At 70.1% G+C, this 26,233-nt stretch carries 25 protein-coding genes, 2 tRNA genes and 3 pseudogenes; 13 read left to right on the top strand and 17 right to left on the bottom strand.

Annotated features, from left to right (window positions below; translation table 11 throughout):
• The first annotated feature begins 5 nt into the window (after window positions 1-5).
• Window positions 6-440 carry a hypothetical protein gene (locus M5362_RS24560; RefSeq protein ID WP_260229893.1) on the top strand — a complete coding sequence of 145 codons (435 nt, stop codon included), beginning with the start codon at window positions 6-8 and terminating at the stop codon, window positions 438-440.
• A gap of 112 nt (window positions 441-552) precedes the next feature.
• On the opposite strand, the gene M5362_RS24555 is transcribed toward M5362_RS24560, so the two are convergent.
• On the bottom strand, window positions 553-1,548 hold the full coding sequence (locus M5362_RS24555) for a GlxA family transcriptional regulator (RefSeq protein ID WP_260229892.1): 996 nt from the start codon (window positions 1,546-1,548) through the stop codon (window positions 553-555).
• Between the two features lie 73 nt (window positions 1,549-1,621).
• Here M5362_RS24555 and M5362_RS24550 point away from each other — a divergent pair, with 73 nt between their 5' ends.
• On the top strand, window positions 1,622-2,989 hold the full coding sequence (locus M5362_RS24550; protein WP_260229891.1) for an MFS transporter: 1,368 nt from the start codon (window positions 1,622-1,624) through the stop codon (window positions 2,987-2,989).
• Window positions 2,990-3,014: 25 nt separating this feature from the next.
• Here M5362_RS24550 and M5362_RS24545 read toward each other — a convergent pair whose 3' ends face one another.
• On the bottom strand, window positions 3,015-3,515 hold the full coding sequence (locus M5362_RS24545) for a PaaI family thioesterase (RefSeq protein ID WP_260229890.1): 501 nt from the start codon (window positions 3,513-3,515) through the stop codon (window positions 3,015-3,017).
• 87 nt (window positions 3,516-3,602) lie between these two features.
• Here M5362_RS24545 and M5362_RS24540 point away from each other — a divergent pair, with 87 nt between their 5' ends.
• Both M5362_RS24540 and M5362_RS33345 read left to right on the top strand, forming a co-directional pair.
• Complete coding sequence (locus tag M5362_RS24540) at window positions 3,603-4,070, top strand: helix-turn-helix domain-containing protein (protein WP_260229889.1); 468 nt, start codon at window positions 3,603-3,605, stop codon at window positions 4,068-4,070.
• Window positions 3,962-4,231 (top strand): annotated as a pseudogene (locus M5362_RS33345) (transposase); the annotation flags it as partial. The gene M5362_RS24540 and the pseudogene M5362_RS33345, both read left to right, overlap by 109 nt.
• Before the next feature lie 183 nt (window positions 4,232-4,414).
• Here M5362_RS33345 and M5362_RS24535 read toward each other — a convergent pair.
• The 3 genes from M5362_RS24535 to M5362_RS24525 all read right to left on the bottom strand — a co-directional run bounded on the left by M5362_RS24535 (window position 4,415) and on the right by M5362_RS24525 (window position 5,558).
• A complete protein-coding gene (locus M5362_RS24535) occupies window positions 4,415-4,876 on the bottom strand; it encodes a DUF4279 domain-containing protein (protein WP_260229888.1) in 462 nt (153 codons plus the stop codon).
• Between the two features lie 90 nt (window positions 4,877-4,966).
• Window positions 4,967-5,446 (bottom strand): hypothetical protein, encoded by a 480-nt coding sequence (locus tag M5362_RS24530; RefSeq protein WP_260229887.1) that lies wholly within the window; start codon window positions 5,444-5,446, stop codon window positions 4,967-4,969.
• Window positions 5,447-5,495: 49 nt separating this feature from the next.
• Window positions 5,496-5,558 (bottom strand) — tRNA-Ser (locus M5362_RS24525).
• 316 nt (window positions 5,559-5,874) lie between these two features.
• Between M5362_RS24525 and M5362_RS24520 the strand changes: the two genes are divergently transcribed.
• The 4 genes from M5362_RS24520 (at window position 5,875) to M5362_RS24505 (ending at window position 9,867) form a co-directional block, all read left to right on the top strand.
• Window positions 5,875-6,156, top strand: coding sequence for a hypothetical protein (locus tag M5362_RS24520; RefSeq protein WP_260230023.1), 282 nt, complete (start codon window positions 5,875-5,877; stop codon window positions 6,154-6,156).
• A 353-nt stretch (window positions 6,157-6,509) separates the two neighbouring features.
• On the top strand, window positions 6,510-7,472 hold the full coding sequence (locus tag M5362_RS24515) for a hypothetical protein (protein ID WP_260229886.1): 963 nt from the start codon (window positions 6,510-6,512) through the stop codon (window positions 7,470-7,472).
• 322 nt (window positions 7,473-7,794) lie between these two features.
• Window positions 7,795-9,438 (top strand): cell wall-binding repeat-containing protein, encoded by a 1,644-nt coding sequence (locus tag M5362_RS24510; protein WP_260229885.1) that lies wholly within the window; start codon window positions 7,795-7,797, stop codon window positions 9,436-9,438.
• Between the two features lie 42 nt (window positions 9,439-9,480).
• A complete protein-coding gene (locus M5362_RS24505; protein ID WP_260229884.1) occupies window positions 9,481-9,867 on the top strand; it encodes a hypothetical protein in 387 nt (128 codons plus the stop codon).
• An 8-nt stretch (window positions 9,868-9,875) separates the two neighbouring features.
• Here M5362_RS24505 and M5362_RS24500 read toward each other — a convergent pair whose 3' ends face one another.
• The 4 genes and pseudogenes from M5362_RS24500 to M5362_RS24485 all read right to left on the bottom strand — a co-directional run bounded on the left by M5362_RS24500 (window position 9,876) and on the right by M5362_RS24485 (window position 13,031).
• Window positions 9,876-10,250, bottom strand: coding sequence for a hypothetical protein (locus M5362_RS24500; RefSeq protein WP_260229883.1), 375 nt, complete (start codon window positions 10,248-10,250; stop codon window positions 9,876-9,878).
• 26 nt (window positions 10,251-10,276) lie between these two features.
• Window positions 10,277-10,636: pseudogene (locus M5362_RS24495) on the bottom strand (transposase); the annotation flags it as partial.
• Window positions 10,629-12,002: pseudogene (locus M5362_RS24490) on the bottom strand (cell division protein FtsK); the annotation flags it as partial. The pseudogenes M5362_RS24495 and M5362_RS24490, both read right to left, overlap by 8 nt.
• Window positions 12,003-12,095: 93 nt before the next feature.
• Window positions 12,096-13,031: a DUF2637 domain-containing protein gene (locus tag M5362_RS24485; protein WP_260229882.1), complete on the bottom strand. Its 936-nt coding sequence runs from the start codon at window positions 13,029-13,031 to the stop codon at window positions 12,096-12,098.
• A gap of 61 nt (window positions 13,032-13,092) precedes the next feature.
• Between M5362_RS24485 and M5362_RS24480 the strand changes: the two genes are divergently transcribed.
• The 4 genes from M5362_RS24480 to M5362_RS24465 all read left to right on the top strand — a co-directional run bounded on the left by M5362_RS24480 (window position 13,093) and on the right by M5362_RS24465 (window position 15,372).
• Complete coding sequence (locus M5362_RS24480) at window positions 13,093-13,233, top strand: hypothetical protein (protein WP_260229881.1); 141 nt, start codon at window positions 13,093-13,095, stop codon at window positions 13,231-13,233.
• Window positions 13,234-13,467: 234 nt separating this feature from the next.
• Window positions 13,468-13,899, top strand: coding sequence for an SMI1/KNR4 family protein (locus M5362_RS24475; RefSeq protein WP_260229880.1), 432 nt, complete (start codon window positions 13,468-13,470; stop codon window positions 13,897-13,899).
• A gap of 273 nt (window positions 13,900-14,172) precedes the next feature.
• A complete protein-coding gene (locus M5362_RS24470; RefSeq protein ID WP_260229879.1) occupies window positions 14,173-14,469 on the top strand; it encodes a hypothetical protein in 297 nt (98 codons plus the stop codon).
• Between the two features lie 591 nt (window positions 14,470-15,060).
• On the top strand, window positions 15,061-15,372 hold the full coding sequence (locus M5362_RS24465) for a tyrosine-type recombinase/integrase (RefSeq protein WP_308354906.1): 312 nt from the start codon (window positions 15,061-15,063) through the stop codon (window positions 15,370-15,372).
• A gap of 71 nt (window positions 15,373-15,443) precedes the next feature.
• Here M5362_RS24465 and M5362_RS24460 read toward each other — a convergent pair.
• The 7 genes from M5362_RS24460 to M5362_RS24430 form a co-directional block, all read right to left on the bottom strand.
• A tRNA-Arg gene (locus tag M5362_RS24460) sits at window positions 15,444-15,516 on the bottom strand.
• Between the two features lie 275 nt (window positions 15,517-15,791).
• Window positions 15,792-16,616 (bottom strand): ABC transporter permease, encoded by an 825-nt coding sequence (locus M5362_RS24455; RefSeq protein WP_260229878.1) that lies wholly within the window; start codon window positions 16,614-16,616, stop codon window positions 15,792-15,794.
• Window positions 16,613-17,626, bottom strand: a complete 1,014-nt coding sequence (locus M5362_RS24450; protein WP_260229877.1) for an ATP-binding cassette domain-containing protein — start codon at window positions 17,624-17,626, stop codon at window positions 16,613-16,615. Before M5362_RS24450 ends, M5362_RS24455 begins: the two co-directional genes overlap by 4 nt.
• 349 nt (window positions 17,627-17,975) lie before the next feature.
• On the bottom strand, window positions 17,976-20,228 hold the full coding sequence (locus M5362_RS24445) for an MMPL family transporter (protein WP_260229876.1): 2,253 nt from the start codon (window positions 20,226-20,228) through the stop codon (window positions 17,976-17,978).
• A 259-nt stretch (window positions 20,229-20,487) separates the two neighbouring features.
• Window positions 20,488-21,051, bottom strand: coding sequence for a hypothetical protein (locus tag M5362_RS24440; protein WP_260229875.1), 564 nt, complete (start codon window positions 21,049-21,051; stop codon window positions 20,488-20,490).
• Between the two features lie 107 nt (window positions 21,052-21,158).
• Window positions 21,159-21,995, bottom strand: a complete 837-nt coding sequence (locus M5362_RS24435) for a DUF4097 domain-containing protein (RefSeq protein WP_260229874.1) — start codon at window positions 21,993-21,995, stop codon at window positions 21,159-21,161.
• A gap of 129 nt (window positions 21,996-22,124) precedes the next feature.
• On the bottom strand, window positions 22,125-22,661 hold the full coding sequence (locus M5362_RS24430) for a hypothetical protein (protein WP_260229873.1): 537 nt from the start codon (window positions 22,659-22,661) through the stop codon (window positions 22,125-22,127).
• A gap of 296 nt (window positions 22,662-22,957) precedes the next feature.
• Between M5362_RS24430 and M5362_RS24425 the strand changes: the two genes are divergently transcribed.
• On the top strand, window positions 22,958-24,721 hold the full coding sequence (locus tag M5362_RS24425) for a class I adenylate-forming enzyme family protein (protein ID WP_260229872.1): 1,764 nt from the start codon (window positions 22,958-22,960) through the stop codon (window positions 24,719-24,721).
• Here the strand turns inward: M5362_RS24425 and M5362_RS24420 are convergent.
• Window positions 24,708-25,982: a M6 family metalloprotease domain-containing protein gene (locus M5362_RS24420; RefSeq protein ID WP_260229871.1), complete on the bottom strand. Its 1,275-nt coding sequence runs from the start codon at window positions 25,980-25,982 to the stop codon at window positions 24,708-24,710. The genes M5362_RS24425 and M5362_RS24420 overlap by 14 nt on opposite strands.
• Between the last annotated feature and the right edge of the window lie 251 nt (window positions 25,983-26,233).

The following is a 26,233-nucleotide window of genomic DNA, read 5'->3' as shown; positions in this document are numbered from 1 at the left end:
CGACCGTGAACGCGAAACGCCGCCGACTGCTACTGGCCGCCGTCGACCCCATGCTGGAGCCCGGGGAGCAGGTCGAGGTGGCGACCGTCGTGAACCTGAGCTCGGTCTCGGTCCGCCGGACGGCCGCGTTCGCCGTCGCGTCGGCGGTCATGAGCGGCGGGGCCATGGCCGTGATCCCGACGCCGGTCCCGATGTACCTGGCGATGACCGACCGCCGGATCTTCATCTTCCGCGCGAACCCGATGTTCGCCCGCCCGGAGGAGCACCTGATGACGATCCCCCGCGAGGGGCTGGTCCGCTCGGAGATCAAGGAGCGCGTCCTCAACTCCTCGTTCGTCGTCTCCTCCCCGCACGACGCCCACGCACTGAAGATCACCTTCCCCCTCCTGGGCCGCAAGGAGCGCAACGTGGTGGCGGCCGCGTTGCCGCAGGCTTCCTGACGCGGTCGCGCGGCCACCCGGTCGCGTGCGGCCGGGGCGCATGAGGGGATCCGGCGCTCGGCCCGTACGGGTCGAGGGGATCCTGGTCCTCGGCCCGTACGGGTTCGGCGCGTCAGCCGGCCTTGTCCGCGTTCGCGCGGAAGGCGCGTCGGTAGGCGGCGGGCGTGGTGCGCAGGGCCTCGTGGAAGCGCCGGCGCAGGTTGACGGCCGAGGAGAGGCCGACCCGGTGCGCGATGGTCTCCACGGGCAGGTCGGTCTCCTCCAGCAGCGCCCGGGTGGCGGCGATGCGCCGGTCCAGCAGCCAGCGTCCGGGGCTGATGCCCAGCTGCTCGGTGAAGCGCCGGGTCAGCGTGCGGGCCGAGACCTGCGAGCGGACCGCCATGTCGGCGACGGTGACCGGCTGGTCCAGGCGTCCGGTCAGCCATTCGAGGAGCGGGGCCAGCGAGTCGGCGACGGGTCCGGAGGTGGGCAGTTCGGCGTACTGCAGCTGGCAGCCTTCGCGGTGCGGCGGCATCACCAACTGCCGTGCGATCCGCATCGCGTACGCCGCGCCCTGGTCGGCGCTCACCAGGTGCAGGCAGAGGTCCACACCGGCCGCGGATCCGGCGCTCGTGGCGACGTCGCCGTGGTCGACGTACAGCACCGCGGGGTCGACCCGGACCTGCGGGAACCGGCCGGCGAGCTCGGCTGCCTGGGCCCAGTGGGTGGCGGCCCGCCGGCCGTCGAGGAGGCCGGCGGCGGCGAGGACGAAGGCGCCCGAGCAGAGGCCGACGATCCGCGCGCCGCGTCCGTGCGCCCGGCGGACCGCGGTGACCACCGCCGTCGGCACCTCGGACCCGGCCGGCTGCTGCCAGCCGGGGACCAGGACGGTGTCCGCGTGTTCCAGGGCGTCCAGGCCCGCGGTGACGAGCATGTCGTAGCCGGCCTGGGTGCGTACCGGGCCGGGGTGCTCGGTACAGACCTCGAACGCGTAGCGGGCGGGGATCGCCGGGCCGTGGTCGCCGAACACCTCGGTCGCGCAGGCCAGGGGGAAGGTCGACTGCGGGGGCTGCACCAGGGCCACGACCCGGTGCGGTGCCGGGGACTTCGGCAGCGAACGAAGCGTCATGGCGCGAAAGTACCCCTTCATGTCGTTCGGGACACTGACCCTGACGGATTGGTCCAGTCCAATATCGGTTCCTGTGACCGCAGCGCAGACGCAGCTTCCGAGGCAGAACCTCCCGCCGACCGCCAGGCCCCCGTTGTGGGACCGGCGCTTCACGCTCTACTTCACCGCTCGCGCGGTCTCGCTGCTCGGGGACGCGATGATGCCGGTGGCCGCCGCGCTCGCGGTGGGCCCGCTGTACGGAATCTCGGGGGTGGGCTTCGTCCTCGGGGTCTGGACCGGGACGTTCGTCCTCCTGGTCCTGTTCGGCGGGGTGTTGGCCGACCGGTTCGGCGCGCGCCGGATGATGGTCGGCGCGGACCTGGTCCGGGTGCTGACTCAGGGGGTGTTGGCTGTCGCGTTCTTCGCGGGGCCGCCGCCGTTCTGGCTGCTGGTGGCCATGGCGGCCCTGGCGGGCGCGGCCGTCGCGATGTTCCTGCCGGGGGTGAACGGGATGGTCCCGCTGGTCGCCCACGAGCCGCAGCGGGCCAACGCCACGCTCAAGGTGGCCGACGCGCTCGCCCACCTGATCGGCCCGGCCCTGGCGGGGCTGCTGATCGCACTGACCAGCGCCGGGACGGTGTACGCGATCGACGCCGGCACTTTCCTGCTCAGCGCCGTGTGCCTGGCACTCATCCGCCTCGCGCCGGGTGCTGGGGGCGGGGCGGGCGGGGACACGGGCGCCGGGGACACGGCCGGCGGGGCAACGGAGGGGCGGACCACGGAGGGGCGGACCGGCGCCGACTCCGCTGCGCGCCCGGGCGGTTCACTCCGCCGGGACCTGCGCCAGGGCTGGCAGGAGTTCCGCGCACGCACCTGGATGTGGGCGGTGATCCTGATCTGGGTGGTCTACGGCGTGCTGGTCTTCGGCCCGCTGGTACCGCTCGGCTCGACGCTGGTCGGCGACCGGCTCGGCCCGAACGCGTACGGCCTGGCGGTCTCCTTCCTCGGCGCCGGAACGGTCCTCGGCGGGCTCCTGGCACTGCGCGTGCGCCCCGCCCGACCGCTGGCCGCCGGCACGGTGGCGATGGCGCTGTACACCGTGCTGCCGCTCTGCGTGGCCCTGGGCGGCGACCTGCCGATGCTGCTGACGGGGCACGCCCTCGGCGGGGCGGCGCTGGCGTTCTGGTCGGTGATGTGGGCGACCAGCGTCCAGACCCACACGCCGCCCGCGGTCCTCAACCGGGTCTCCGCGTACGAACTGGCCGGCTCGGTCTCCGGAATCGCCCTCGGTCAGATCCTGGTGGGCCCGGCCACCGCGCTGATCTCCCCGGAGAGCCTGCTCCTCCTGTCGGCCGCGACGTGCCTGGCGGGCTGCGCGGCGCTGTTCGCCACCCCGGCGATCCGCACACTGCGCCGCGCGGCTCCCCCGGCCGGCACCACGCCGGAGAACGCCCGGCCGTAAGGGCCGCCCGGCCCGTACTCGGCTCTCAGGTCGCGGATGTGGGTACCGGGAACAGCATGCAGCTGCTGGTGGCGTGGGCCAGGAGGCGCTCCTCGGCGTCGACCAGCCTGGCCTCGGCGAGCGCGGTCTGGCGGCCGCGGCTGACGACCGTTCCGATGGCCCGGACCCTGCCCGTGTCCGCCGTGACGCGCTTGAGGAACTTCACGGTCAGATCGAGCGAGGTGTACCCCATGCCCGGGGGCAGGGTGGACTGCACGGCGCACCCCGCCGCCGAGTCGAGCAGGGTGGCGTAGACGCCGCCGTGCACGCTGCCGATCGGGTTGTAGTGCTCCTCGCCCGGCATGATCGAGAACACCGCCCTGCCCTCGTCCACCTCGTCGAGCGTGAAGTCGAGGGTCGCCGAGACGGGCGCCCTGGGCAGACGACCGGCCTGGATCTCACGCAGGAAGTCCAGGCCGGAGGCGCGTCCCACGGCGGCGGCGGTGATCGAGGGGTCTTCCCATTCGTACGTACGTATCCGGCCCATGCGTCCTCCCCAGCTGACTTCGTTGCTCGAAGCTAGCCCGATGGCGCTCTGACTGTCAAAGATGAAGCCAGCGCTTAGCATGGGGGGATGGAGTGGCTTGAGGTCAGCATGGAGAACTGTCCCGTCCAGCGCACGCTCGACCTGGTCGGGGAGAAGTGGACGCTGCTGATCCTTCGGGACGCCGCCAACGGCGTGCGCCGGTTCGACGACTTCCGGCGCCACATCGGCCTGTCGGAGGCCGTCCTGAGCGACCGTCTCCGGAAACTGACCGCGGCCGGCATCCTGGCGACCGCCGCCTACCGGGAGCCGGGCAGCCGCTCCCGCAACGAGTACCGGCTTACCCGGAAGGGCTGGGACCTGTGGCCCGTTCTCGTCGCTCTGCGCCAGTGGGGCGACACCTACGAACCGGACCCCGCGGGCCCGGTCCTGGACATGCGCCACACCGCATGCGCGGCACCGGTCCGCGTCGTCGTCGAGTGCGCGGAGGAGCACGTCGCCCTGACCCCCAAGGACGTAACCGCCCAACCAGGCCCCGGCGCCCGCCGCCAAACGTAAGAGCACCGAAGCCGCAGCAAAGGCCCGGAGCCCTGGACGACGTCCGCCTGCACCTGACCGCCGGAGTGCGGGAGTTCATCACCGCGGGCGCCGAGTGGCTCACCGTGTTCCAGCTGCCGGCCTACGCCCCGGACCTCAGCCCGCAGGAAGGCATCTGGTCGCTGGTCAAGCACGGCCTCGGTATTCTCGCCGCCGCCGACCTCAGCCAGATCACCAGAGCCGTGAGGCGTCGGCTCAAGAAGATCCGGTACCGGCCGGAGCTGGTCGACGGCTGCCTTGCCGGCGCCGGCCTCGTCCTCGGCCAACCGCCGAGCTCGTCGACCCCGCATGGCCGGGGGCGAGGATCACCCCCCAACGACATCCACCTCTGGCGAGGGCGGATAGAGGTCGAGAACGACGTCGAGCCCCAGCCCGCCGACCTCGGCGAGCAGATCGGCCGGCAGGACGCAGCCTCCCTGACCGTTCTCACTGCCGAAACCGAGATACAGCTCCAGATCACAATCGACAGACAGGCGCTTCAGCTCCTCACGACACCCGTCGACGAGTCGGACCAGCGCCGTGAGGTGCTCCTCAAGCCGGCTGTCACTTCCCAGTCCACTCCGCCGGATCCAGACGCTGGTCTCCCGCCGGGCGCTGCTCGGATTGCGGGGACTCATCAAGCTCCCCTGCTCGAACTGCTCGTCGGGGACCATCCCCAGGCGAACCGAGATCTCCTCGGCGCGGACCGTCCGGCTCGTGATCCGGATCGATCCGGCCGACCACTTCGTGTCCGGCAACGGCGGGTGCATCGTCAAGTGTTCTGGCACGTCCTCACGATCGCAGGCCGATCAGCGGCAGGCCAGAACATTTCTCAGGCTCCACGTGCAACCTGCCCACCCGACATCACCCGATCAAGTTCAGTAGTGCCTCGATGCTGCGTGCGCCTTGGCGTTCATGGCGATGCACTGGGACAGGTCTTCCAAGGAGCACTCGATCCGGGCGTTCGCGATGGGGTCGAAATCCTTGATCTCAGGCGCTGTTGCGGCGTAGTTGGAGGGCTCGATGCCCCATGCCTCCACCAGGCTCCATCCGGCGTGCACCTCTGCGGTGCTCCCGTCCGTGGACGTTACGCGTAGCCAGGCTGTGCACTGGTCCGAGAAGTCGTAGGGCAGGTAGGCGGTGCCGCCTGTGCCCTTCAACTCGTCGACCTGGTTCTTCCACTGCTCCAGCAGGCGCGCCAGGCTGGCCCCCAGGTGTCGCGATGCCGTGGGGGACTCGTCGATCGCGAGGTAGTACGAATCGCAGGCGTGGCGGTACGAGCCGAGGCGCAGCCAAAGGTCTTTGTGGTCGCCCTTCTTGGTCAGGCGTTCGAACCGGAGAGGGACGGGAATCGTCACTTGCACACCGCTTCCGTGAGAGCCGCTGTTCAGGTGCCCTTTTCCCTTGTGCCCCCGGCAGGATTCGAACCTGCGACACCCGCTTTAGGTGAGCGGGAGGGCGTACCGGGGCCTGATCTGCACGGTTGCAGTGCTGGCCGATCCACCGAGCAGACTCCCTAGACGCCCCTCATTCCCCGTGAGTCCCCGCACTATCTGGCACGAATGTGGCAAGGGACTCCTTCGTCCCGAAGCAACTCGGGTGAGGGCGCTCCCTTGAGGTTGCTGTGCCTCTCACCTGCGCGCTGATGGTCCGCCGACGTCCGAACTCGTCCGCCGGTGTTCGTCTGCGTTGTCACGCAGATAGACACTCACCGCGGTTGGTCCTCTTACGCGGGAACCTCGATGCAGACGTGCCGAACTGCCAGTACGGTCGACTCGTGATCAACATGAACGTGCGTGGAGACCTGGGAAAACCCATAGCTCGTGCCCAGGTCGGACTGGAGTGGACAGACCTCTTTCCTGCGCTGGACCCGGTGAACTTCCCGATGTTGTGGGCCCTGAGTCCCTACGGGGATGCCATTTTCAATGAGCGGCAGGTGCCGTTGCTGCTGGCTGAGCTTGACCGACTTCCCGAAGCCTACGGCGGTGAGTGGGTGGACCAGGCTCGGGAGTTGTGCCAGGTCGTTCAAAATGGAACACACCGGTACCTTTGGTTCGTCGGGGACTGAGCGGTCTTGAAATCCGCGATCAGCTTCGCGGGCGGATCCGGGCCATCGCCAGAGACTTTCCGCAGCTGACAAAGCTGCACGTGAGAGGGGCTGCCGAGTAGGTCGGCAGCCCCTTCGACGTGTCCAGCTGTCCCACCGTGTCCCACCCAGTCCCACTGTGGATCAGTGCGTGTGGTCAACCTGTGGTCAGCCGAATGCGGGCCGACTTCGACCGAATCGATGGGGAAACCCTCCGCCCACTGCCATGATCCGGGTTCATGGGGGGATGGATGAGGCGCCGCTGGGGAGCTGAGGCCCACCGAGCCCAGCGCCGGAGTAAGGCCGACAAGGGCATCCAGGAGCTTGCCGCCAGCATGGCCAGGTTGGGCTTGAGCGAGCGCGTTCCGCCGCGGATTCGTGTTGCCCTTCGGCGGTGGTACGGGGCAGATTTCACGGGAGTCACTGCCAAGGCTCTGATGCTTGTCATCGGTTTGACTTGGCCGCTGGTCGTCGCTCGCACCTCTGTGAACGGATACTTGCATCGACAAGAGATACCGACGCAGGGATTCAAGAAGGTCTGGACCGATCTACTTGAGATGGACCCGGTTTCCTTCGGGCTCACAGCGCTTGCCATGGCGCTTCAAGTCATCGTGTTCGCACTGCTCTTCACACTGATCCTGGTGCTACCGAGTGTGGCACTCTGGCGTGTGATGTGGGGGTCATCGAGGCTGCTGTACGCGCCCGCTGAGCACGTTAGACGTTACGTTCTAGTCGCTCGTGTTCGGGCAGCAGTTCTGGCTTGCGCCGATGCTTACGGCGCCAGCGGCGAGAAGAAGTTGTACGCCCTGCATCGTGTGGGGGTCGAAGTGGGCACGGTGGCACACGAAGTTACCGTGGCCCGCCGCGCGTGGGGGTCGGTCCCCAACGGGTCCGACCGGCACCGGTTACTGAAGGAGCACGCCGGACTCGTTGTCGCTGCGCTCTTCGCAGCAGAGTCGCGAATCGACCACGACCCGGACCAGGCGGTAAAGGATCTGGCTCGGATGCTAGTCAGGATTGCGGATCGATACGCGGCGGGGAGGCTCGGAGCGCTCCTGGACGAGGAACAACTTGCCGGCCTTACGCCGATCGCAGACCGGGAACCCTTGCGACTGGCCGTCACGGCGGTGGTGGTCGCCGGCATTGGGGTGGGTGTCGCCCTGCTCGATCTGCCTGGTGTGGCTGAGACGTACTTGATTGGCGGCGCTGGCGCCGCTGTAGTGGCCATTCTCTACGGACGGCGAGCCCACCGCGGCCTCGACGTGTTGGACGCGGTCCGAGGTATCCAACGGCCTTGAGCAGACCTGCGGGTCAGGTTGAAGGCTCGTGGTGATGTTCCCTCCGGGAGGCGGTGCAGCGTCACGGCCGCCTGACCGCTGAGGTAGGCGTGACACCGAACGAGGGGCAGTGGCGTGTGTTGTCGGAGTCGTTCAGGTCGGTGATCAGATGAACAGCGCGTCTTCAGTAGGCCACCCGTAGATCGTCCTGTCAGGCCGCTCGCTGTGCCGCGGCTCATCGCCCCGGACATCGACTGTTCATCCAAACGTCGTTGGTGAGCAGGCGACTCTCCGCGAGAGTTCCACCCGGGATCTTCATCACCGATCCCGGGGAGGGACACACATGCGAAAGTCAGCGGCGATCCTGGGCACCTCACTCATTGTGGGGCTGCTCATCCTGCCACCTCAGATGGTGTGGGCCGCCGAAGGCCCACACTCCGCCGCGACCGCGCGGAACTCCGTCAGCGCGGTCACCGCCGAGCCGGTCACCGTCAGCAGAGTGGGCGGTGTCAACGCGGTGGACACCGCAGTCAAGATCTCGCAGCAGCACTGGAAATCCGTCGCCGCTGCGACCGGGAACGCCGCCGATGCGGTCGTCGTGGTGAGGAAGGACAGCTACTACGACGGAGTGCCGGCGATCCCGCTGGCCAAGCACAAGAAGGGGCCGCTGCTGATGACGAGTGCCACGGCACTCGACTCACTGACAGCCGACGAGATCACGCGAGTCCTCCCCGCCGGGAAGACGGTGTACATCGCCGGCGGGACCGGGGCGGTGAGCGCCGAGGTCGAGACCGCCATCAAGGGCCTCGGGTACGCGACCCGCCGTTTCGCAGGAACGGACCACTACGACACCGCACTCAGGATCGCACGCGACGGCATCGTCACCCCCCGACACGTCGTCATCGCCTCGTCGAACGACTGGAAGGACCCGATCAGCGCGGCGGCGGCGGTCGCCGCCGCCGACGGTGCCATCGTCCTGTCCAACGGGGGCTCGCTGGCGACCGGCGTGACAACCTGGCTCAACGGTCTGCCGGCTGATGTCACGAAGAACACCGTCGGGGGTCCGGCGAGGAACGCCTACCCCAGTACCGACGGAGCCATCGTCGGCACGGATGCCTATGAGACCAACGCCATGGTCTCGGAGCGGTTCACGCCGAACCCGGGACGCGTTGGCCTCACCACGGTGAGCAGCTTCACCGACGGCCTCGGCGGAGGTGCCTATGCCGCTACCGTCGGGATGCCGATGCTGCTCAACCCGCCGGCCGCCCTTGAGCAGGCTCCCGAGTGGTTCGCCACCGACCACAGCGCCACCGCGCGCAACGTGACGCTCTTCGGCGGCACCACCGCCCTGACCGACACCGTGGCGGCACAGGCGAAGACCGCGGCCACGGAGACGTTCCTGACGGGTGAGGTCGTGCCGCCGGGTGCCACTCCCAAAAGCCGGGAAGAAGTGAACCAGCTGGCCATCACTCCGGACTGGGCTCTGGAGGGTCAGTCCGCCGCGTTGGCGACCCAGGGATACACAGGCGGCATGAACGACGCGGAGTACGATTTCTGCAAGTGGCCGAGCAGGTGGAGCATCTGCGACAACGCGAGGAAGTCCGCGAACCTGGCCGAAGCCTGGTCCAACGCCGAGGGTATGTCCAGCGGGGCGTGGCCCGGGAGCGCGGGCAACGGCGGCAGGAAGGACGCCTACCGCCACTGCATCTGGAACGTGCACATGACCATGCAGATGGGTACGAAGACGGCAAAAGGTTTCGCGGACCGTCACGAGCTGGGGCCGAAGCCGCCCGCCATGACCGAAGCCGAAGCGCAGCGGCACCACCGCATGGACTACCACAACAACGCGAAGGGACGCTTCTTCGGGGAAGAGGCGAAACTGCAGATGCGGGACCCGGGGCTGACCTTCGACCAGGCGTACGCTGCTGCGAGGTTCTGGTGTCTCCTGTCCGTCAACGACGGCGACCTTCACTACCTGAAGCCCTGATACGGAGGCCGGACGATGCACTCTGCGCGTCGAGTCACGCTGGTGACCGCACTTCTCGCGCTCGCGGGGCAGACATTCCTCACCGCCGTGTACCTTGTGTGGTTCTTCCCGGTCTTCTCCGGAGGGATTGGCCCGGACGGAACCGCGAGCGGCTCAAGGCTGCCAGTTCTGGTGTCCCTAGCGGTCGGTGTCGTGGCGGTGGCGCTCGGTGGGTGGTGCCTGCGCGGCGTGACGCGCGCGCTGAAGGGGACGGCGACAGCGGACCGTGAGCTGTTGGTGGCGGCGGCGGCCCAGCTCATCACGGTGGTGGGGTCGTTGGCGGTGGACCTGACGCCGCTGGCCGCCACGGCAGCACTGTCACTGCCGCCCCTGCTCGCCGGCCGCTTCTTCGAGCGCCGGTACATCAGGCGGGGCGTCCAGGGCGCCTAGGCCGTGTTTTAGAAGTCGTAGATCTTCCGCGGTGGCCGTCCGGGGTAGTGGCGGCAGGCCAGCCAGATCTTGAGCTCGCGGGCGATATCGCCGATGCTGGTCGCTGTGGTGACCTCGTGCTCGCTGCGGCTGGCGTCACGCAGGACGATCTCGTAGCCGCCTTCTTCTAGGACGGCCACCGAGGCATACCAGACGGGGTCATCTTCGTCCGGCTGGATGACGACGAAGGTGTTGTCGGAGTCGTTGAGGTCGCTGATCATCATGAACAGCGCGTCCTCGGACGGGTCGTCGATGCGGTCGCCGTCCTCGCTGTCGGCGCCGTAGTACCGAGCCCCCATCGGTTGTTTCTCCCTCGCCCCGCTCAGTCTGGTCGCGGTCAGCATGGCATGCGGGGCTGACACTCCGGCTCTCACATCCACTCGCCGATCGCGGCGATCAGGACGGTGGCCTCGAAACGGACGGCGAGTTTGTCGAACCTGGTGGCGACCGCCCGGTTGCGCTTGAGTCGGTTGATCCCGCACTCGACCGCGTGCCGGGCCTTGTAGTCCTCGCGGTCGAAGGCCGGAGGCCGCCCGCCGGCCTTCCCGCGTCGCTTGCGGTTGGCGGCCTGGTCGGCTGGTTCCGGGATCGTGCATCGGATGCCGCGCCTGCGCAGATAGGCCCTGTTGGCCTTGGATGAATATGCCTTGTCACCCCGCACTCGCAGAGGGCGGGCACGGGGCCGGCCAGGCCCGACGCGAGGGACCCGGATGCCTTCCAGGACGGCTTCGCCGCCGCATCTCCTCACGGACCTGCCGAAGATCGGCGATGGCGTACTCGATGTCCGCGTCCTCCTCGCCGGCCCGGTGCCGGTAACCGACCCGGTCGCCGACTGCGTCCAAGTCACCGGTGCCCTTGAGGTCGTACGTGTGCAGCTCCGCCCGCACATCGAGCGCTGCGATGAGGAGCAGAAGACGGAGGAGAAAGGTCTTGCCCATCCGGGGGATCGCACCGATCACGCCGGCGATGAACATGAGCGTGATGCCGACCCACCGGCCCCGCTGGTCCGTCCCCCAGTCGATCGGCCGGAAGAGGTCCACCGTCCCCGACTTGGCGAGCGGCCAGGGCGCCTGCCGGGTCTTCGACAGGTCCTGGTCACCGACCCACAGCCGGAGGCGCCCGGTGTGCTCGTCTGCCGTAGCCTCCGGCCAGACGCAGCCGAGTGGGCGGCGCAGACCGGAGGCCAGGCGCTCGCGTCGGTCGGCGACGTCGGTCACGGTGACGCCGTACGGGAGATCTCCCTCGGCGAGCCACCCGGGACCGTCCCGCGTGATCGGGGCGGTGAAGGTGAAGCCGGGACCGCCCTTCGCCTGGTCCTGGTTGATCGCCGGAATGCCGAGGGAGCCCAGGGCCCGGAGGACGATGTCGCTCGTGAGCTTCGTCGCCTTCGGGATTTCCACGGCCCTGTTGATGACCGGAGCGTCGGCCGACTGTCCGAGCCGACCGAGCACCATCACGCCGACCGTCGTGGCGAGCACCGTCAGCCAGGTCGGTGCGAGGACGTACAGGGCCACGGCGACAATCGGGCCGACGACAGCCGCGACGATCGAAACGAGAGTCCGCCACCGGACCCGGCGGTCCCGCTGCCGGGACAGCTTGAGGTAGTCGCCGACGTCCTCGCGCCTGGCGGCGTCCAGCCGTAGTGGATCCCCCTCGGCGTCCGACACCCACCGCATCGAGTTGCCGAGAAACCGGGCGGCTCCGAACGGCGCCTGCACGGTGAGCCGGAGCGCGTACCAGGGCGTTCGTACGGCGTGATACGCCGCGACGTGCCAGGCGTACGCCGCGACACCCTTCCCCGCGGTCTTGAATTCATCCCAGGATCGTGCCCACGGGGGGATGACGGGGCGCCGCTTCGAACCGAGGACGCGATCCATGAGGCCGGGGCCCGACCGTCCGCCGGGGCGGTCCACCATGATCACGGCGGTCGGGTCGGCCGACTCGTCCGGTCCGGCCGGAGCCGACTCAGCGGAACGTCCGGTACCCGACTCTCCGCCCTCCGGGGCTGCTGCCGACTCCGGGGAGTCGGCAGCGATCTCCTTCTCCAAGCGCGCGAAGAGCTCACGCTCGTGAGCGTCACCGCTCTCGTGTTTCACTGACGTTCCTTCCTGTCCTATGGGAGGCAGCCGGACCCCGGCCCTACCCGCCAAAGCAGCGGTCGGGGCCCGGCGAAAGAGTCGGGGCGGTCGTCAGACGCCGGCGGGGTCGGGCAGCACCTGTTCCTCGCGCTCGGTCCTGAGGACGTCCCGAAGCTGACGGGACCGGTCCTGGCTGCACCCGACGGCCTTGCGGATCCGCTCGGCGTCCAGGTGCTCGTACGACCAGTCGGCCGTCAGGGAACGGGCCTTGGAGAGCGCTTCGTCCCAGCTCATGCGGGGACTGTTCTTGTCGCGTGCGGCGCGGCGCCGGGGCTTCGGAGGCTCGGTCTCCTCGTCCTCGTTCTCGTCCTGGGCCGCATCGGGGTCGAGTTCGCCCATCCGGAGAAGCACGAGGTCGCGGCGCGGCGCCTTCGAGCGCCACCGGCGGCCGTACTGCTCGCGCAGCTCGGCGCGGGCCAGCAGGCGCCTCTTCTCCTCGTGCAGGGCCTCGCGGTAGTCGGTCAGCTCCCAGAGCACCATGCGGCGCCAGAGGGCGAGCGTCGCGCGGGGCGCGAAGAGCCAGCGGGAGCGTCGGATGCGCTCCATCCGGCGGCCGGTGGCCGCGCCGATCCGCACGGCGTACGCGTGGGCGACGATCTCGCTGAGGACGACCCAGAGAAGCGGCATCGTCCCGTGTGCGATCCGGGCCGAAGTCGACGAGCCGGCCGCGATGTTCAGCCAGCAGGTGACCACCGTCAGAGCCCACGGCACCACGCGGACCCAGGCCAGCGGCATACCGAACCGGATGAGCAGGAGGTTCGCCGCGGTGAAGACGGGGATCGCGAAGTCGATGCCGATCGGGAGCATCCAGGGCTGTGTGAAGCCCCAGCGTTCCGCCGCCTCCGAGACGGAGTTGAACGAGGAGGCCAGGCCGAGGCCGCCGACTCCGGCGCCGGCGGGGGCAACCGCGCTGAGGAGTACCCGCTCGCTCCTCGAGAGCGGCGGGAGCTGCGTAGGCGTCGCGGTGCGCGGGTCGGGCTCGTTCACGCGGCCTTCCTCGCCCACAGAGCCCGGGTCTTCACGGTCCGGTTCTTCGGCGGTGTACGCGGTGATCATCTACGGCACTGCCGTTCTGGGTTCGCTCGTTGGGAACCCGAAGAACTGGGTGGGTGGTGTCCTCGCGATCACGATGATCGTGGCCGCCGTACATGCCGCCATCCTCGACGCGGACTGGAAGCAAGGACGGTAGTCGGTCGCGACAACCTTCCTCGTCGGGCGGACACGCCTCGGGCACACCGAATCGCGTCCGCCTCAGTGAACTTCTGATCCGTAGCTCTAGTAAGAAGGGTCAGCAACGTCCATTCCGGCCGCTACCGGACCCGGGAGGGGCGCTACCGGACGGCGGAGGTTGTTGGGGTTGGTACGACGCTGCTGTACAGGGCCCGTTGTCGGGGCAGTCAGACTTCCGACTTAAGCTGCGTCTATGTGGAAGGAAGCCGCCGCCGAAGCCTTGCCCGGCGTCGAGTTCAGGGCACCCGTTGACGCGACGGCTCTAGCCGAGGCGGAGCGGCGCCTTGGCCGAGGCTTGCCGGCGCAACTGACCGCTCTGTTGATGGAGACAGACGGGATCGTCGGCGGGTACGGGAAAGACGTCGTCTGGTCCCTGGATCGGATTGTGGAGCAGAACCTGCTGTTCTGGGCCCCCGATACGTTCCCGGGCCTGTACATGCCCTTCGACCCACTGCTGTTCTTCGGCGACAACGGTGGGGGCGACCAGTTCGCCTTCGTGCTGACGCCGGAGCGTCCCGACATTTTCGTCTGGGACCACGAGGATGACAGTCGGCTGTGGGCTGCAAACGAGCTAGAGGACTACCTGCACCGTTCCCTCGCGGGCGATGGCGACTGGTACCGGTAGCCACCCTCCACGTCCCTAGTTTGGAAGATCTCGTATGCAGATCCGGGCTCACCTGCACCTTTGCTGACCTGGGCAGAAGTGGCGATGTCGCTGCTACTCCCGCGATTCCCCATCCAGCTCCGACCGATCGGGCACGCACGGGGCACGTGGCGACTTCAGCCGCACGGTCCACGTGGGGCTTAAAAGCGCCCCGCCGCTCCCCGAACCCCTGCATGGCCACGCCCGCTGGGACCTCCCTCCCGAGGGTCCCGGGCGGGCGATACAGTGCGCGCCGTGGACATACCCGACTGGTTCGTCTGGATCGCCCTCGGCCTGGCCGTCTTGCAGGCCCTCGCTCTCGTCCCCGTTATCCGCCGGCTGCGCGGACCCGACCCCGCGGTGCGCTCAAAGGCGCGTCTCGACCTGCTGGATACCGTCGGCAGCATGCTGTTTCTCATCGGCCTGCTACTGAGCCTCGTGGTGGCGGAATCCTGGTTCTGGCTCTCCCTCGCCGGCTTCGCGCTCGTGACCGCCGTCTACGCCGTGAAGGGCGTCCACCTGCTCCGCGCCCGCCGCCGCCCCACGGGCTGATCCGGAAGACAGGCTCACCCCACCACCTCCCCCAACTCCCATCCCGTCTGCCGTCGACCCACACGTACGTGGAGCGGGCGCGGTGCCGGGCGTCCAGGTGGAGCGCGCCACTGTACGAACGACCTGGACGCCCGGTGCCGCGTCTGCTCGGCTTGTCCTGGGTCGATGGCAGACGGGATGGGGGTTCCCCGCCTCAGCCCTCCACGGCCGGCACCCGCGTACGGTACCCCCGCCATCCCGGAGTCGGAGCGCCCCCGCCGGAGGCATGTCGGTGACAGTTGGAACCGCGGGCGGTTGGGGCTCGGACTCATGCCCTTGGGCCTATCCCGTCTTGCAGGGGCGGGCGGCGGCGCAGCGGGGGCGGAGCGGGCCGAAGGCAGGAGCGTCGCGCGGAGCGGAGCCGGGAAGCCCGCCCGGCGGAGCGGAGCGCAGCCGGGTGCTTGATGAGGTAGAGAAACCTGTAAAGCTCCCCCCGTTGGTCCTCGGCTACGCCGTGGTGAGTGCGTCGGCGATGGCCTGCATGTCGCCGAGCCGGTCCCGGACCTTGTTCACCACCTGGAGCACTTCGCGGGTGCCGGGCAGGACGGCCACGTGTTCAGGGGCCCGCGGGGAGGTCTCCTGAGGCGGAGCAACTTCCGGGACGACTGGACCGCTGCCCGCGCCGAGGCCGGCGTCTCCGATGGCGTCCACTTCCACGACCTCCGGCACACCGGGAACACCCTGGCGTCTAGTGCCGGGGCCAGCACGCGGGAGCTGATGACGCGGATGGGGCACAGCACGACGCGGGCCGCGCTGATCTATCAGCACATGACGAGTGACCGTGATCGACACATCGCGGGGAAGCTCGAGGAGATGATCCGGCAGGCTCGGGAGAGCAGTGATCCGCCAACTTCTGGCACGTAGGTGGCACGGCCGTGATCATGCGGAAGGGCCAGCACCGGGGAAATGCGCCCGTGTGCTGGCCCTTCTTTCTGTGCCCCCGGCAGGATTCGAACCTGCGACACCCGCTTTAGGAGAGCGGTGCTCTATCCCCTGAGCTACGAAGGCGAGGCGTGGTGCCCCGGGTCTGGCTTCAGGTGGGGCGGGGTGTCGTGCCTGGCCCCGGCCCTCCTGTGGGATTGCCAGGAGAGGTACCGGGGACAGCCTAGCGGACGGTGGTGGTGATCCGCTGAGGTGATCGGTGGTTGCGTGGATGGGGGCCGTGGTCGTGGGTCTCGGGCTGGGGCGTCGTGGGGTTTCTGCCGTGCGGTGACGGTCACGGGCCGAGGGGCCGCCCCCGGGTTCGGCCGGGAGGGCCCCTTCGGTCGTGGCCGTTCGGCGGGTCAGCGGGTGACCTCGCGGTTGAAGACCGCGCGGGACCAGAAGTAGCCGAGCACCGCGAGGGCCGTGCACCAGGCCAGGGCGATCCAGCCGTCGTTGCCGATCGGGGTGCCGAGCAGGAGGCCGCGCAGGGTCTCGTTGATCGGGGTGAAGGGCTGGTACTCGGCGAACCAGCGCAGGGCCGTCGGCATCGAGTCCGGCGTGACGACCGCGCTGCCCAGGAAGGGCAGGAAGGTCAGCGGCAGCGGGGCGTTGCTCGCCGCCTCGACCGTCTTGGCGCCCATGCCCATCGCGGCGGACAGCCAGGCCATGCCGAAGGCCAGGAAGAGGAGCAGGCCGGCCGCGGCCAGCCATTCGACGACCGAGGCCGTGGGACGGAAGCCGATCGCGAGGGAGACGCCGGTGATCAGGGTGAGCACCGCCGCGACCTGGAGGACGCTGCCCAGGACGTGGCCCGTGAGGATGGAGCCGCGGGAGATCGACATCGTACGGAAGCGGTTGACGATGCCTTCCGTCATGTCCGTGCAGACCGACACGGCCGTCGCGACCGCCCCCGAGGTCGCGGACATCAGGATGATGCCGGGCACCAGGTAGTTGATGTAGTCGCCGCGGTCGCCGCCCGCCCCGATGCCGGCGCCGAGGGCGCCGCCGAAGACGTACACGAACAGCAGCAGCATCAGCAGCGGCATCACGAGGATCGAGATCGTCATCGACGGGTAGCGCTGCATGTGCTTGATGTTGCGGCGCAGCATCGTCATGGAGTCGCGCAGGGCGTACGAGCGGGTGGCCTTGGCGGGCTTGGCCGGGGTGAGGGTGGCGGTGCTCATCGGGTCGACTCCTTCTGGGCGGTGGCGGACGGGGCGGGGACGGTGGGGGCGGCGTTCTGGCTGCCGGTGAGGGTGAGGAACACGTCGTCGAGGTCCGGGGTGTGCACGGTCAGCGACTCGGCCCGCACCCCGGAGTTGTCGAGGGCGTCGAGTACGGCTCGGAGATTGGCGACCGAACCGTCGCTGGGGATCTGCAGGGTGAGCGACTCGTCGTCGCGCGTGGCGACTCCGAAGATCGCGGCCGCCGCGGCGAGCTGGGCCTCGTCGGCGAACTGGACGCGGACGTGGCCGCCCGGGATCAGCCGCTTCAGCTCCTCCGCCGTGCCCTCGGCCACGAGCTTGCCGTGGTCGAGGACCGCGATGCGGTCGGCGAGGTGGTCGGCCTCCTCCAGGTACTGCGTGGTGAGGAAGATGGTCACGCCCTGATCCGTGACGAGGTCCCGGATGAGCTCCCACATGACGCGGCGACTGCGCGGGTCGAGGCCGGTGGTCGGCTCGTCGAGGAAGATGATCCGCGGCCCGCCGACCAGCGTCATCGCCAGGTCGAGCTTGCGGCGCATGCCGCCGGAGAAGGTGGCGACGTTCTTGCGTGCCGCCTCGGTCAGTTCGAACCGCTCCAGGAGTTCGGCGGTACGGCGCCGGCCCTCGCTGCGGCTCAGGTGGTGCAGGTCGGCCATGAGGAGCAGGTTCTCCTCGGCGGTGAGCAGCCCGTCGACGGCGGCGAACTGTCCCGTGACGCCGATCTGGCGCCTTACGGAGTCGGCGTCGGCCGCCACGTCGTGGCCCCCGACCCGTGCCTCGCCCGCGTCGGCCGTGATCAGCGTGGAGAGGATCTCGACGGTGGTGGTCTTGCCCGCCCCGTTGGGACCGAGCAGGGCGAAGATCGTGCCCTCGGGGATCCGCAGGTCGATGCCGTCGAGCACCACCTTGTCGCCGTACGACTTGCGAAGGCCGATCGCGGAGATCGCCGCGGAGCGCGTGCTGATGGCCGCTGTGGTCGCGGTGTTCATGGTGGGCGGGCCTTTCTCTTCCGGGAATCCAAGGGCGGGGCCGGCGAGGCCTGGCGCGCCGAGTGGCGCCACTGCTGTGCCGTGCTTGCGCCATCATCGTGGCACAGTTGTGGCGCCATGTCGAGGCCGTTGTGGCGCCATTGGTGCCACCGCGGGCCTCAATCCGTGTTGTTAGGGGTGTTGCCATGTGGTGCTGCGCCTCTGACCTGCTGTTCTGTGCTTGCTTAACTTGGCGCCGCTTTGTTCGTGTGTTGCTGTGGGGCCGCCCGGCGTTCGCCCCGTAGCGCGGACAGGCGCCTCCGTACCGGCCTGTGCCGGTACGGAGGCGCCTGGGGCTGCGGGGGTCGGCTCAGCCGACCAGGGTGCGCTCCCGGTCTGTCTGCCGGGCGTTCTGCGCCTGGCCGAGCTTCTCGCCCTCGACGTCCACCCGGGGCAGGATCCGGTCCAGCCACTTCGGCAGCCACCAGGCGGACCTGCCGAGCAGGGCGAAGAGCGCCGGAACGATCGCCATGCGGACGACGAACGCGTCGAAGAAGACGGCGATCGCGAGGGCGAAGCCGATCATCTTCACGAAGTCGTTGTCCTCCACGATGAAGCCGGAGAAGACGCTCATCATGATGACCGCGGCCGCGCCGACCACCCGGCCGCCGTGGCGGAAGCCGTCGACGACCGCTTCGGCCGGGCGCGCCCCGTGGGCGTACGACTCGCGCATCCGGCTCACCAGGAAGACCTCGTAGTCCATCGCCAGGCCGAAGACCACACCGATCATGAAGATCGGCATCGTGCTCATGATCGGGCCCGGTGCGTCGATGCCGAAGACGTCGGCGAGCCAGCCCCACTGGAAGACCGCCACGACGGCGCCGAGCGCCGCGGCCACCGAGAGCAGGAACCCGAGGGCCGCCTTCAGCGGAACCAGGACCGAGCGGAAGACCACCATCAGGAGCAGGAACGCGAGGCCCACCACCAGCCCCAGGTAGGGCAGCAGCGCGTCGTCCAGGGTCTGCGAGAAGTCGATGAACATGGCCGTCTGGCCGGTGACGAGGATCCGGGCTGCCGTGCTCCGCTCCAGGTCCTCCGCGGCGGCGCGGAGGTCGCGGACCAGCTCCTCGGTCTTCTTCTCGGTCGGGCCGGTCTCCGGGATGACGTTGAGGATCGCGGTGTCGCCCGCCTTGTTGGCGGTGGCCGGCGAGACCGACGCCACGCCGTCCGTCTTCCTGAGCGCCGCACCGATCTCGTCGCCCGCCGCCCTGGCGTCCACCGCCTGCACGGTGACCGTCAGGGGGCCGTTGAACCCGGGTCCGAAGGACTCCGACAGCAGGTCGTACGCCCTGCGCTGGGTGGTCTCCGTCGACATCTGGCCCTCGCCCGGCAGACCGAGCTCCAGGCTCGCGGCGGGCACGGCGACCGTGCCGAGGCCGATCACGCCCACGAGCAGGACGGCCACGGGGTGGCGCAGGACGTAACTGGCCCAGCGGGAGCCCAGGTTGGGACGGGTCTTCTTTGCCAGCTTCGCCGTGTGCTTGGCGGCCCTGCGCTGCTTGCGCTCGGACAGCGGCTTGACGGCGTACCGCAGCCGTCCCTTCCGGGCCATCACCTTGACCGGCGCGAAGCCGATGAGGGCGGGGACCAGGGTGACCGCGACGAGTACGGAGACGGCGACGGTACCGGCCGCTGCGAGGCCCATCTTGGTGAGCATCGGGATGTTCACGACGGCCAGCCCCGCGAGGGCGACGATGACCGTGAGCCCGGCGAAGACGACGGCCGAACCGGCCGTTCCGACGGCCCGTCCCGCCGCCTCCTCCGGCGTACGCCCCTCGGCCCGCTCGGCGCGGAACCGCGACACGATGAAGAGCGCGTAGTCGATGCCGACCGCGAGACCGATCATCATCGCGAGGGTCGAGGTGGTGCCGGACAGGCCCAGCGTGGAGCCGAGCGCCGTGATGCCCGAGATGCCGATGCCGACGCCGATCAGCGCGGTGACCAGCGGCATTCCCGCCGCGATCATCGAACCGAAGGTCAGGACGAGGACGATCGCGGAGACCAGGATGCCGATCTTCTCGCCGGTGCCGCCCATCGCCTGCTCGATCTTCACGGCGTCACCGCCGGCCTCGACCGTGAGCCCCGACTTCTCGGCCCCTGCCAGGGCCGCGTCGAGCGCGTCGTGGGCCTTGTCGCCGACCTCCATCGCCGGGACCTTGTACGTCACCACCATGTAGGCGGTCTTACGGTCCTCGCTGATGCTGACGTCGGGGTACGTGTACGGGTCGGCGACGCGCACCACCTGCGGGGACGAGGCCGCAAGGTCGGCGACGAGGCGCTCGACCGCGGTCCGTTGCGGGGCCGTCGTGATCTTCGAGCCCTCGGGCGCCCGGACGACGACCCGCGCGCTGGCGCCGTCCGCGCTCGCGTCCGGGAACTTCTCCGTCAGCAGGTCGAAGGCCTCCTGCGACTCGGTGCCCGGCATCGAGAACGTGTCGGCGGGCGGCGCCGGCGCGGACGAGGCGGCGAAGCCCATGCCGCCGAAGGCCAGCAGCCAGAGGACGAGCGTCACCCCCCGGCGGCGGAAGGCGAGTCGGCCCAGTCTGGAAAGGAACGTAGCCACGGAGGGGCTCCCGTCAGGTCTGTGGTGGTTTTTTGGGGGCGGTCGTTCTCGCGGCGCGGGGTGGGCGGGCGTTCCGCGCCGGGGCAGTACGGCATGGCGCCTCGGCGGCGTCGAACTCCCGCCGGGGTGCTGGGTGTCGGGTGCTGGGTGCCGGGTGCTGGTGGGTGTGGGTGCGCGAGGGCTGCGGGGGGCGCATCGCCGTCAAGGGCGGCCGCGGTCGCCGGGAGCCGCTATGGCGCCACTGACCCCGAGGGCCGGTTCAGGAGGCGGTGGTGAGCAGTTCGCGGCGGGCCGGGGACCGGCTGAGGTCCAGGTCCAGGCGGGGAATGACGTCCAGGCGCGGGGCGGGGTCCAGGTGCGGGACGGCCGGGGTGGGCTGCTTGCTGCTCGTGGCGAAGACGTACAGGCGCAGCGCCAGGAAGCGGCCGATGCCGGCGAGTGCCGAGGCCGAGAGGTAGACGGTCTGCTCGACGGCGAGACCGGGTGCGTCGGCGAGCGCGTGCAGGAGCAGCATCGCGAGGGTGGTCACGGCGAAGGCCGCCGTGGCCGTCCCGGCGGACTGCAGGTGGTGGCGGAGCCCGCAGCGGAGCAGGCCGCGCCGGGCAGGTCGCTGCTCCGACGCGAAGGTGAACCGGGCGTGCAGCTCGGTCGCGAGGACCGTCGAGACCACCGCGATCAGCGCGTTGGCCAGGGTGAAGGGCAGGAAGGCGGCGAGCAGGGCGACGGCCGCGCTGGAGGCGAGGCCCACTCCGCCGCCGAAGATCACGAACCGGACGAAGGAACGTACGGCGCCGGGGGTGCTGGTCTGCGGTGTGCGGTCCATCGAACTCTCCGTCCCCTCTGTCCGACTCGGTTGGATCCGATGCCGATGCCGATGCCGATGCCGACGCCGACTCCGACGGCGGCGAGGTGCTTCGGCGGCGACTCCGTCTACGCGCGGCGGATGACGATGTCCCCGACGCTCGTGCGGCCCCGGACCTCGACCGTCTCGTCGGACTGCGCCGGGCCCTCCGCCGTCCCCAGTTCGTTGCGTACGCGGCCCGCCGTGGACCGCACGTCGAGCCAGGCCGCGGTGCCCTCGGCGATGCCGATCTCCAGGCCGCCGGCGGAGGAGTTGAGGGTGATCCGTCCGCGTACGACCTCGTCGAGGCGGATGGCGCCGCTGGCGGTCTTGGCGGTGACGGAGGATTCCGCTCGGACGACGCTGATGGGCCCGTTGGACGAGTTCACCCGCAGCTCGCCGCCGATCTCACCGATCATGGTCTCGCCGTTGAGGTTCTTGATGGTCGCCGCACCGTCGATCCGGCCGATCCGGACCCGGCCCGCTCCCTGGATCTCGGTCTCGCCCGTCGTGCGGTCCACCAGGACGTCGCCGTGCGAGGTCTTCAGCCGTACGGCCGCGGCCTCTTCCAGCTGGATGTCCCCGGCGGCCGTCGTGAGGCGGCAGTCCCCGAACCGCCCCTCGCCGACCAGCTCGCCGAGGCCCGTGGTGCCGGTCAGCTCCGAGCCGGCGGGCAGTTCGACGGTCACGTCGACCGAACCGACCTTGCCGAAGAGCGAGCGCTTCTTGGGGCCCTTGACCAGCAGCTTGCCGCCCACGCAGGTGACGTTGGTGTCCTCGGCGGCCTGGACGTCCAGCTTGTTGCCGGGGTCGCTCGGGGTGACCTCGACGACGGTGTCGGTGCGCTTGCCCGCGACGATCCGGGCCCGCCCGATCTCGATCTCGACGGTGGCGGAGAGAGGCTCAGGGGTTTCGAACGTAGGCATGGCTGTGCCGTCCTTTGACTGAGTGGAGTGGTGGAGGCGAGTGGGTGCGTGGGTGACGTGCCTCGGTGCGGCTGTGGCCGGAAGCGGTTACGGGTGGGGCCAGCGGATCCAAGCGGGTTACCGGTGGGGCTAGCGGACCCAGCCGGTGAAGCCCTGTCCGGCGGCGGGGCTCGCGGGTCCCGTGCTCTTCCGGCCGCGGCCGGTGGTGTCGGGCTCCAGGGCGGCGGCCACGGCCCGAACCAGCCAGGCGTTGACCGACAGGCCCTCGCGGCTCGCGGCCTCCTCGACCCGGATCTTGAGCTGGGCCGGCGGCCGGAAGTTGATGCGTGAGGTGGCGCCGCCCTCCTCGGTCTCCACGGGGGGCGCCACCGGGGGCGGCGGTGCCTGCACGGGAGCGCCGGGCTCGTCGAAGAGGTCGGCGGTGGGGGGTGCCGTCACCACGAACTCGGGGTTCAGGCCGCGCAGTCGTACGTCGACCGAGCCGGGCGCGAGGTCACGGGTGACCTCGTCCATCGCATCGGACAGGGCGTTGAGCAGCGTCAGACGGGCGGCCGACTCGAGCTGACCGGTGAGCCGGTCGGCCAGCGCGCGGGCTTCGTCGCCGCCCGCCTCGGCCGCCACACCGAGCTCGTGGCGGAGGTTGTCGACGTAGGGAGTGAGGTCCATGACGCAATAGTGGCACCATCGTGGCGCCATTGCAAGTTCGATGGCGCCATCGTGCGCCGACGTTGCGCCACCGTGCCGCCGACGTGGTGCCATCGCGGGAGTCGGAGGCATCGAGAGGCGGAGACGGAGGCGGAGACGGAGGCATCGAGAGGCGGAGACGGAGGCGGAGACGGAGACGGAGGCGGAGGCATTCGAGAGGCGGAAGGGCGGGCGGGGTGCGGGGCCGCGTCGGTGGGGTGGGAGGGTGGGCAGTGCGTCCGAGCAGGCCGCGCAAGCGCTGAGAGAAGGTGGTCGTCGTGGGTGGCGTCGTCGATCGGCTGGCCGCGCCCGGGGCGCCCTTCGCCGTGGAGGGCGGGGTGTACGTCGAGGGGCCCCGCACGCTGCGGGAGTTCGTCGAGGCCACCTGGGCGTACGGAGACCGGCCCTTCCTCGTCTCCGAGGACGGGGTGCTCGGCTACCGCGAGTTCTTCGACGCCGCCTGCGGGCTCGCCCGGAGCCTCGTCGACCAGTACGGGCTGCGGCCGGGAGACCGTGCCGTCGTCGCCATGCGGAACCATCCCGAGTGGCAGATCGCGTTCTGGGCCGCCCAGCTCGCCGGCCTCGTCGCCGTACCCCTCAACGCCTGGTGGACCGAGGACGAGCTGGCGTACGCCCTCGACGACTGCACGCCCCGCATCCTCCTCGTCGACGGGGAGCGGAAGGAGCGCGTACGGGCGTGGGCGGTGAGGCACCGTGTGCCCGGCATCGTCTTCCACGGCGAGGCGGGGGACGGGTTCCAGAGCTATGTGCGCGACACCGACTCCCTCCTCGGACCGCCGCTCGTCGACGTCCTGCCCGAGCAGGACGCCACGATCATCTACACCTCCGGCACGACCGGCCGCCCCAAGGGCGCCGTCGCCACCCACCTCGCGCAGGCCGGGGCCGCGATGAATCCGCGGTACTACGCCGCCGCCTCCGCCCTCGGGCGCGGCACCGTTCCCGGACAGGGCCCCGCGCCGGTCTCGCTCACCACGTTCCCGTTCTTCCATGTGGCGGCGTTCACGTCGTTCTACTCCGTCATGGCCGCCGGCGGAACGCTCGTCCTCATGCGGAAGTGGGACGCGGCCCACGCGCTCGAACTGATCCGGCGCCATCGCGTCACCCACTACGCCGGTGTCCCGACGACCGCCCTCCAGCTCCTCGACCTCGCCGAGCGGACCGGCGACCGGCTGGAGAGCCTCACCATGCTCAACACCGGAGGCGCCGCCGCGCCGCCGGAGATCGTCGCGCGCATCACCGCCGCGTACGGGGAGCGCGTCGAGCCCCGCAACGGCTACGGGCTCACCGAGACCTGCGGCGGCGTGTTCGCGAACTTCGGGGCCGAGTACCGCGCCCATCCGCGCAGCGTCGGCCGGCCGACGCCCGCCACCGAGGTCCGCATCGACCGTCCCGACGGGGAGGGCGTGGGCGAGCTGTGGCTGCGGGGGCAGTCCCTCGTGCGCGGGTACTGGGGCGACGAGGCCGCCACGCGGGAGGCCTTCACCGACGACGGATGGTTCCGCACCGGCGACCTCGCCCACCTCCGCGACGGGCGTGTCACCCTCGTCGACCGGCTCAAGGACATGGTGGTCCGGGGCGGCGAGAACGTGTACTGCGCGGAGGTCGAGGCCGTCCTCCACGAACATCCCGAGGTCCTCGACGCCGCCGTACTCGGCCTCCCGCACCCCACCCTGGGGGAGGAGGTCGCCGCCGTCGTACGGCTCAAGGAGTCGTCGGGCGCCACCGCCGACGACCTGCGGGCCCACGTCGCCGCGCGCCTCGCCGCGTTCAAGGTGCCCGCCCATGTCTTCGTACGGGACGTCGAGCTGCCTCGCAACGTCACCGGGAAGGTGCTGAAGCGGCAGCTGAGGGAGCAGCTCGGAACCACGGAAGCACCGGGGGGCGACGGGCGTGCGGCGGAAGGGCCGGGGGCCACCACGGGTGCGGCGGAAGCGCACGAGGCCGCAGGGACGCACGGGACCACAGGGGCGTACGGGACCGACGTGCGGGACGCTGGAGCCGAAGCGGTCACGAGCGCGTGATGCGGACCCGGTAGGCCCCCTGCTCGTCCTCGTCCACCACCGTGATCCGGATGCCGTTCGTCCGGTCCGTGAAGGTCTCGCCCGGGCGGTACGGCGCGTCGGACAGCTCCGCGTGGACGTTCGGGCGGCGCGTGCAGCCGCCGCTGTCCTGGTCGCTGTCCGCCACGGTCACCGGGCCGTGCCCGGTGTCGACGTCCGACTCCACCCGGTAGATCAGGACGCCCGGCTCGCACACCGCCTCGTCGTTGCCGTCCCGGGTGCGGACCTCGACCGCGTACCCCGACTTCTCGGAGAGCGGTGCGAAGGCCAGTTTCGGCCCGCCCTCCGTGGCCAGCGGGGTCAGGAGGTACTCGCTCGTGCCCAGCCGGGACGCGCAGCGGACCTGCTCGTTGTCGAGCCAGCCCAGCTTCCACTTGTGCCAGCCGAGCAGGTCGTTGTTGGCCCCCCAGTCCTCGGACATGATGTCCCAGTGCCCGACCGTGCCCCCGCCGTCCACGGTGTAGAGGTCGGGCAGGCCGAAGACATGGCCGTTCTCGTGCGGCAGGACGCGGTAGCCGGTCTCGGCGTACGTCCCCGAGCCGTCGTCCTGGCGGCTGTAGACGAAGGACGTGTTGGAGAGCGGGACCCCGTCCGCGTACGGCGCCTCGTCGTTCCCCGAGAAGGTCACGGACAGGACGGTGTCCAGGGCCGAGGGCCCGGCGTTCGGGGTGATCAGGACGTTGACCAGGTCGTACGCGCTGAAGTCCACCTTCGGGTCGGCGGCCTTCACGATGTCCTCGACGAGGCCGCGGTACCCCGGTTCGTACGGTGAGCCGCGCTCTATCCCGTACGCCGAGAACGGCTGCGGCATCCGCAGCCAGTCGGGTATCGGGGCCTCGGGGTGGTAGTGCAGGCGCCCGTACGAGCTGGTGCTGAACCACTCGGCGGTCTGCGGGAAGAACTCGGCGTAGCGGTCGAGCGCCGAACCGTCCCCCGTCGCGTCGGGGAAGTCGACCATCAGGTTGAGGGCTCTGACCCGGCCCGTGGAGCGGGCGTAGCCGGGGGCGGTGGGCATCCCCTCCGACATCTGCACACCCATCGTCGTCGCGATCCGGCACGGGCCGAGCGCCGCCGCGTCCCCGGGGACGGTGGCCACCGGGCCCGCCGAGGCGGGAGGCGGGCCGGGGAGCGTGGAGCTGGCCGAGGCCAGGGCGGCGAGCGCGACGGCCGCCGCCGCCGCGAGGGCGACGGGTCTGCGTATGTGCCGGCGGGTGCGCTGCATGCGGTCGCCTCTCTGGTCAGAGCTGCTGTTCGATCAGCCTGTGTCGAGAGGTGCGTGGGCGCGCGCCGGGTGGCCCGATCGTGGGTATTCCACGAGACATCGAGGATGTGACGCAGGTCACATTGAAGCCGGGAAATAACCGGGGACTCCCTCCCCGTTTACGCCTGTGTTCGAGGAAGTGGGGACTTGGTCCCCGGATCACCGTCCCCGGGTCACCGTCCCCGCGTCACCGTCCCCGAGTACCGCAGACG

Origin of the sequence: Streptomyces sp. Je 1-79 (assembly GCF_025195125.1) — a bacterium.
Lineage (GTDB): Bacteria > Actinomycetota > Actinomycetes > Streptomycetales > Streptomycetaceae > Streptomyces.
This window is presented reverse-complemented; position numbering and strand designations above follow the sequence as displayed.

Coding starts and splice junctions, on each gene's coding strand:
- M5362_RS24555 (WP_260229892.1), bottom strand. CDS start 1,548: ATGACGCTTCGTTCGCTGCCGAAGTCCCCGGCACCGCACCGGGTCGTG.
- M5362_RS24545 (WP_260229890.1), bottom strand. CDS start 3,515: ATGGGCCGGATACGTACGTACGAATGGGAAGACCCCTCGATCACCGCC.
- M5362_RS24540 (WP_260229889.1), top strand. CDS start 3,603: ATGGAGTGGCTTGAGGTCAGCATGGAGAACTGTCCCGTCCAGCGCACG.
- M5362_RS24520 (WP_260230023.1), top strand. CDS start 5,875: ATGAACGTGCGTGGAGACCTGGGAAAACCCATAGCTCGTGCCCAGGTC.
- M5362_RS24515 (WP_260229886.1), top strand. CDS start 6,510: ATGGCCAGGTTGGGCTTGAGCGAGCGCGTTCCGCCGCGGATTCGTGTT.
- M5362_RS24510 (WP_260229885.1), top strand. CDS start 7,795: ATGCGAAAGTCAGCGGCGATCCTGGGCACCTCACTCATTGTGGGGCTG.
- M5362_RS24500 (WP_260229883.1), bottom strand. CDS start 10,250: ATGCTGACCGCGACCAGACTGAGCGGGGCGAGGGAGAAACAACCGATG.
- M5362_RS24475 (WP_260229880.1), top strand. CDS start 13,468: ATGTGGAAGGAAGCCGCCGCCGAAGCCTTGCCCGGCGTCGAGTTCAGG.
- M5362_RS24455 (WP_260229878.1), bottom strand. CDS start 16,616: ATGAGCACCGCCACCCTCACCCCGGCCAAGCCCGCCAAGGCCACCCGC.
- M5362_RS24450 (WP_260229877.1), bottom strand. CDS start 17,626: ATGAACACCGCGACCACAGCGGCCATCAGCACGCGCTCCGCGGCGATC.
- M5362_RS24440 (WP_260229875.1), bottom strand. CDS start 21,051: ATGGACCGCACACCGCAGACCAGCACCCCCGGCGCCGTACGTTCCTTC.
- M5362_RS24435 (WP_260229874.1), bottom strand. CDS start 21,995: ATGCCTACGTTCGAAACCCCTGAGCCTCTCTCCGCCACCGTCGAGATC.
- M5362_RS24430 (WP_260229873.1), bottom strand. CDS start 22,661: ATGGACCTCACTCCCTACGTCGACAACCTCCGCCACGAGCTCGGTGTG.
- M5362_RS24420 (WP_260229871.1), bottom strand. CDS start 25,982: ATGCAGCGCACCCGCCGGCACATACGCAGACCCGTCGCCCTCGCGGCG.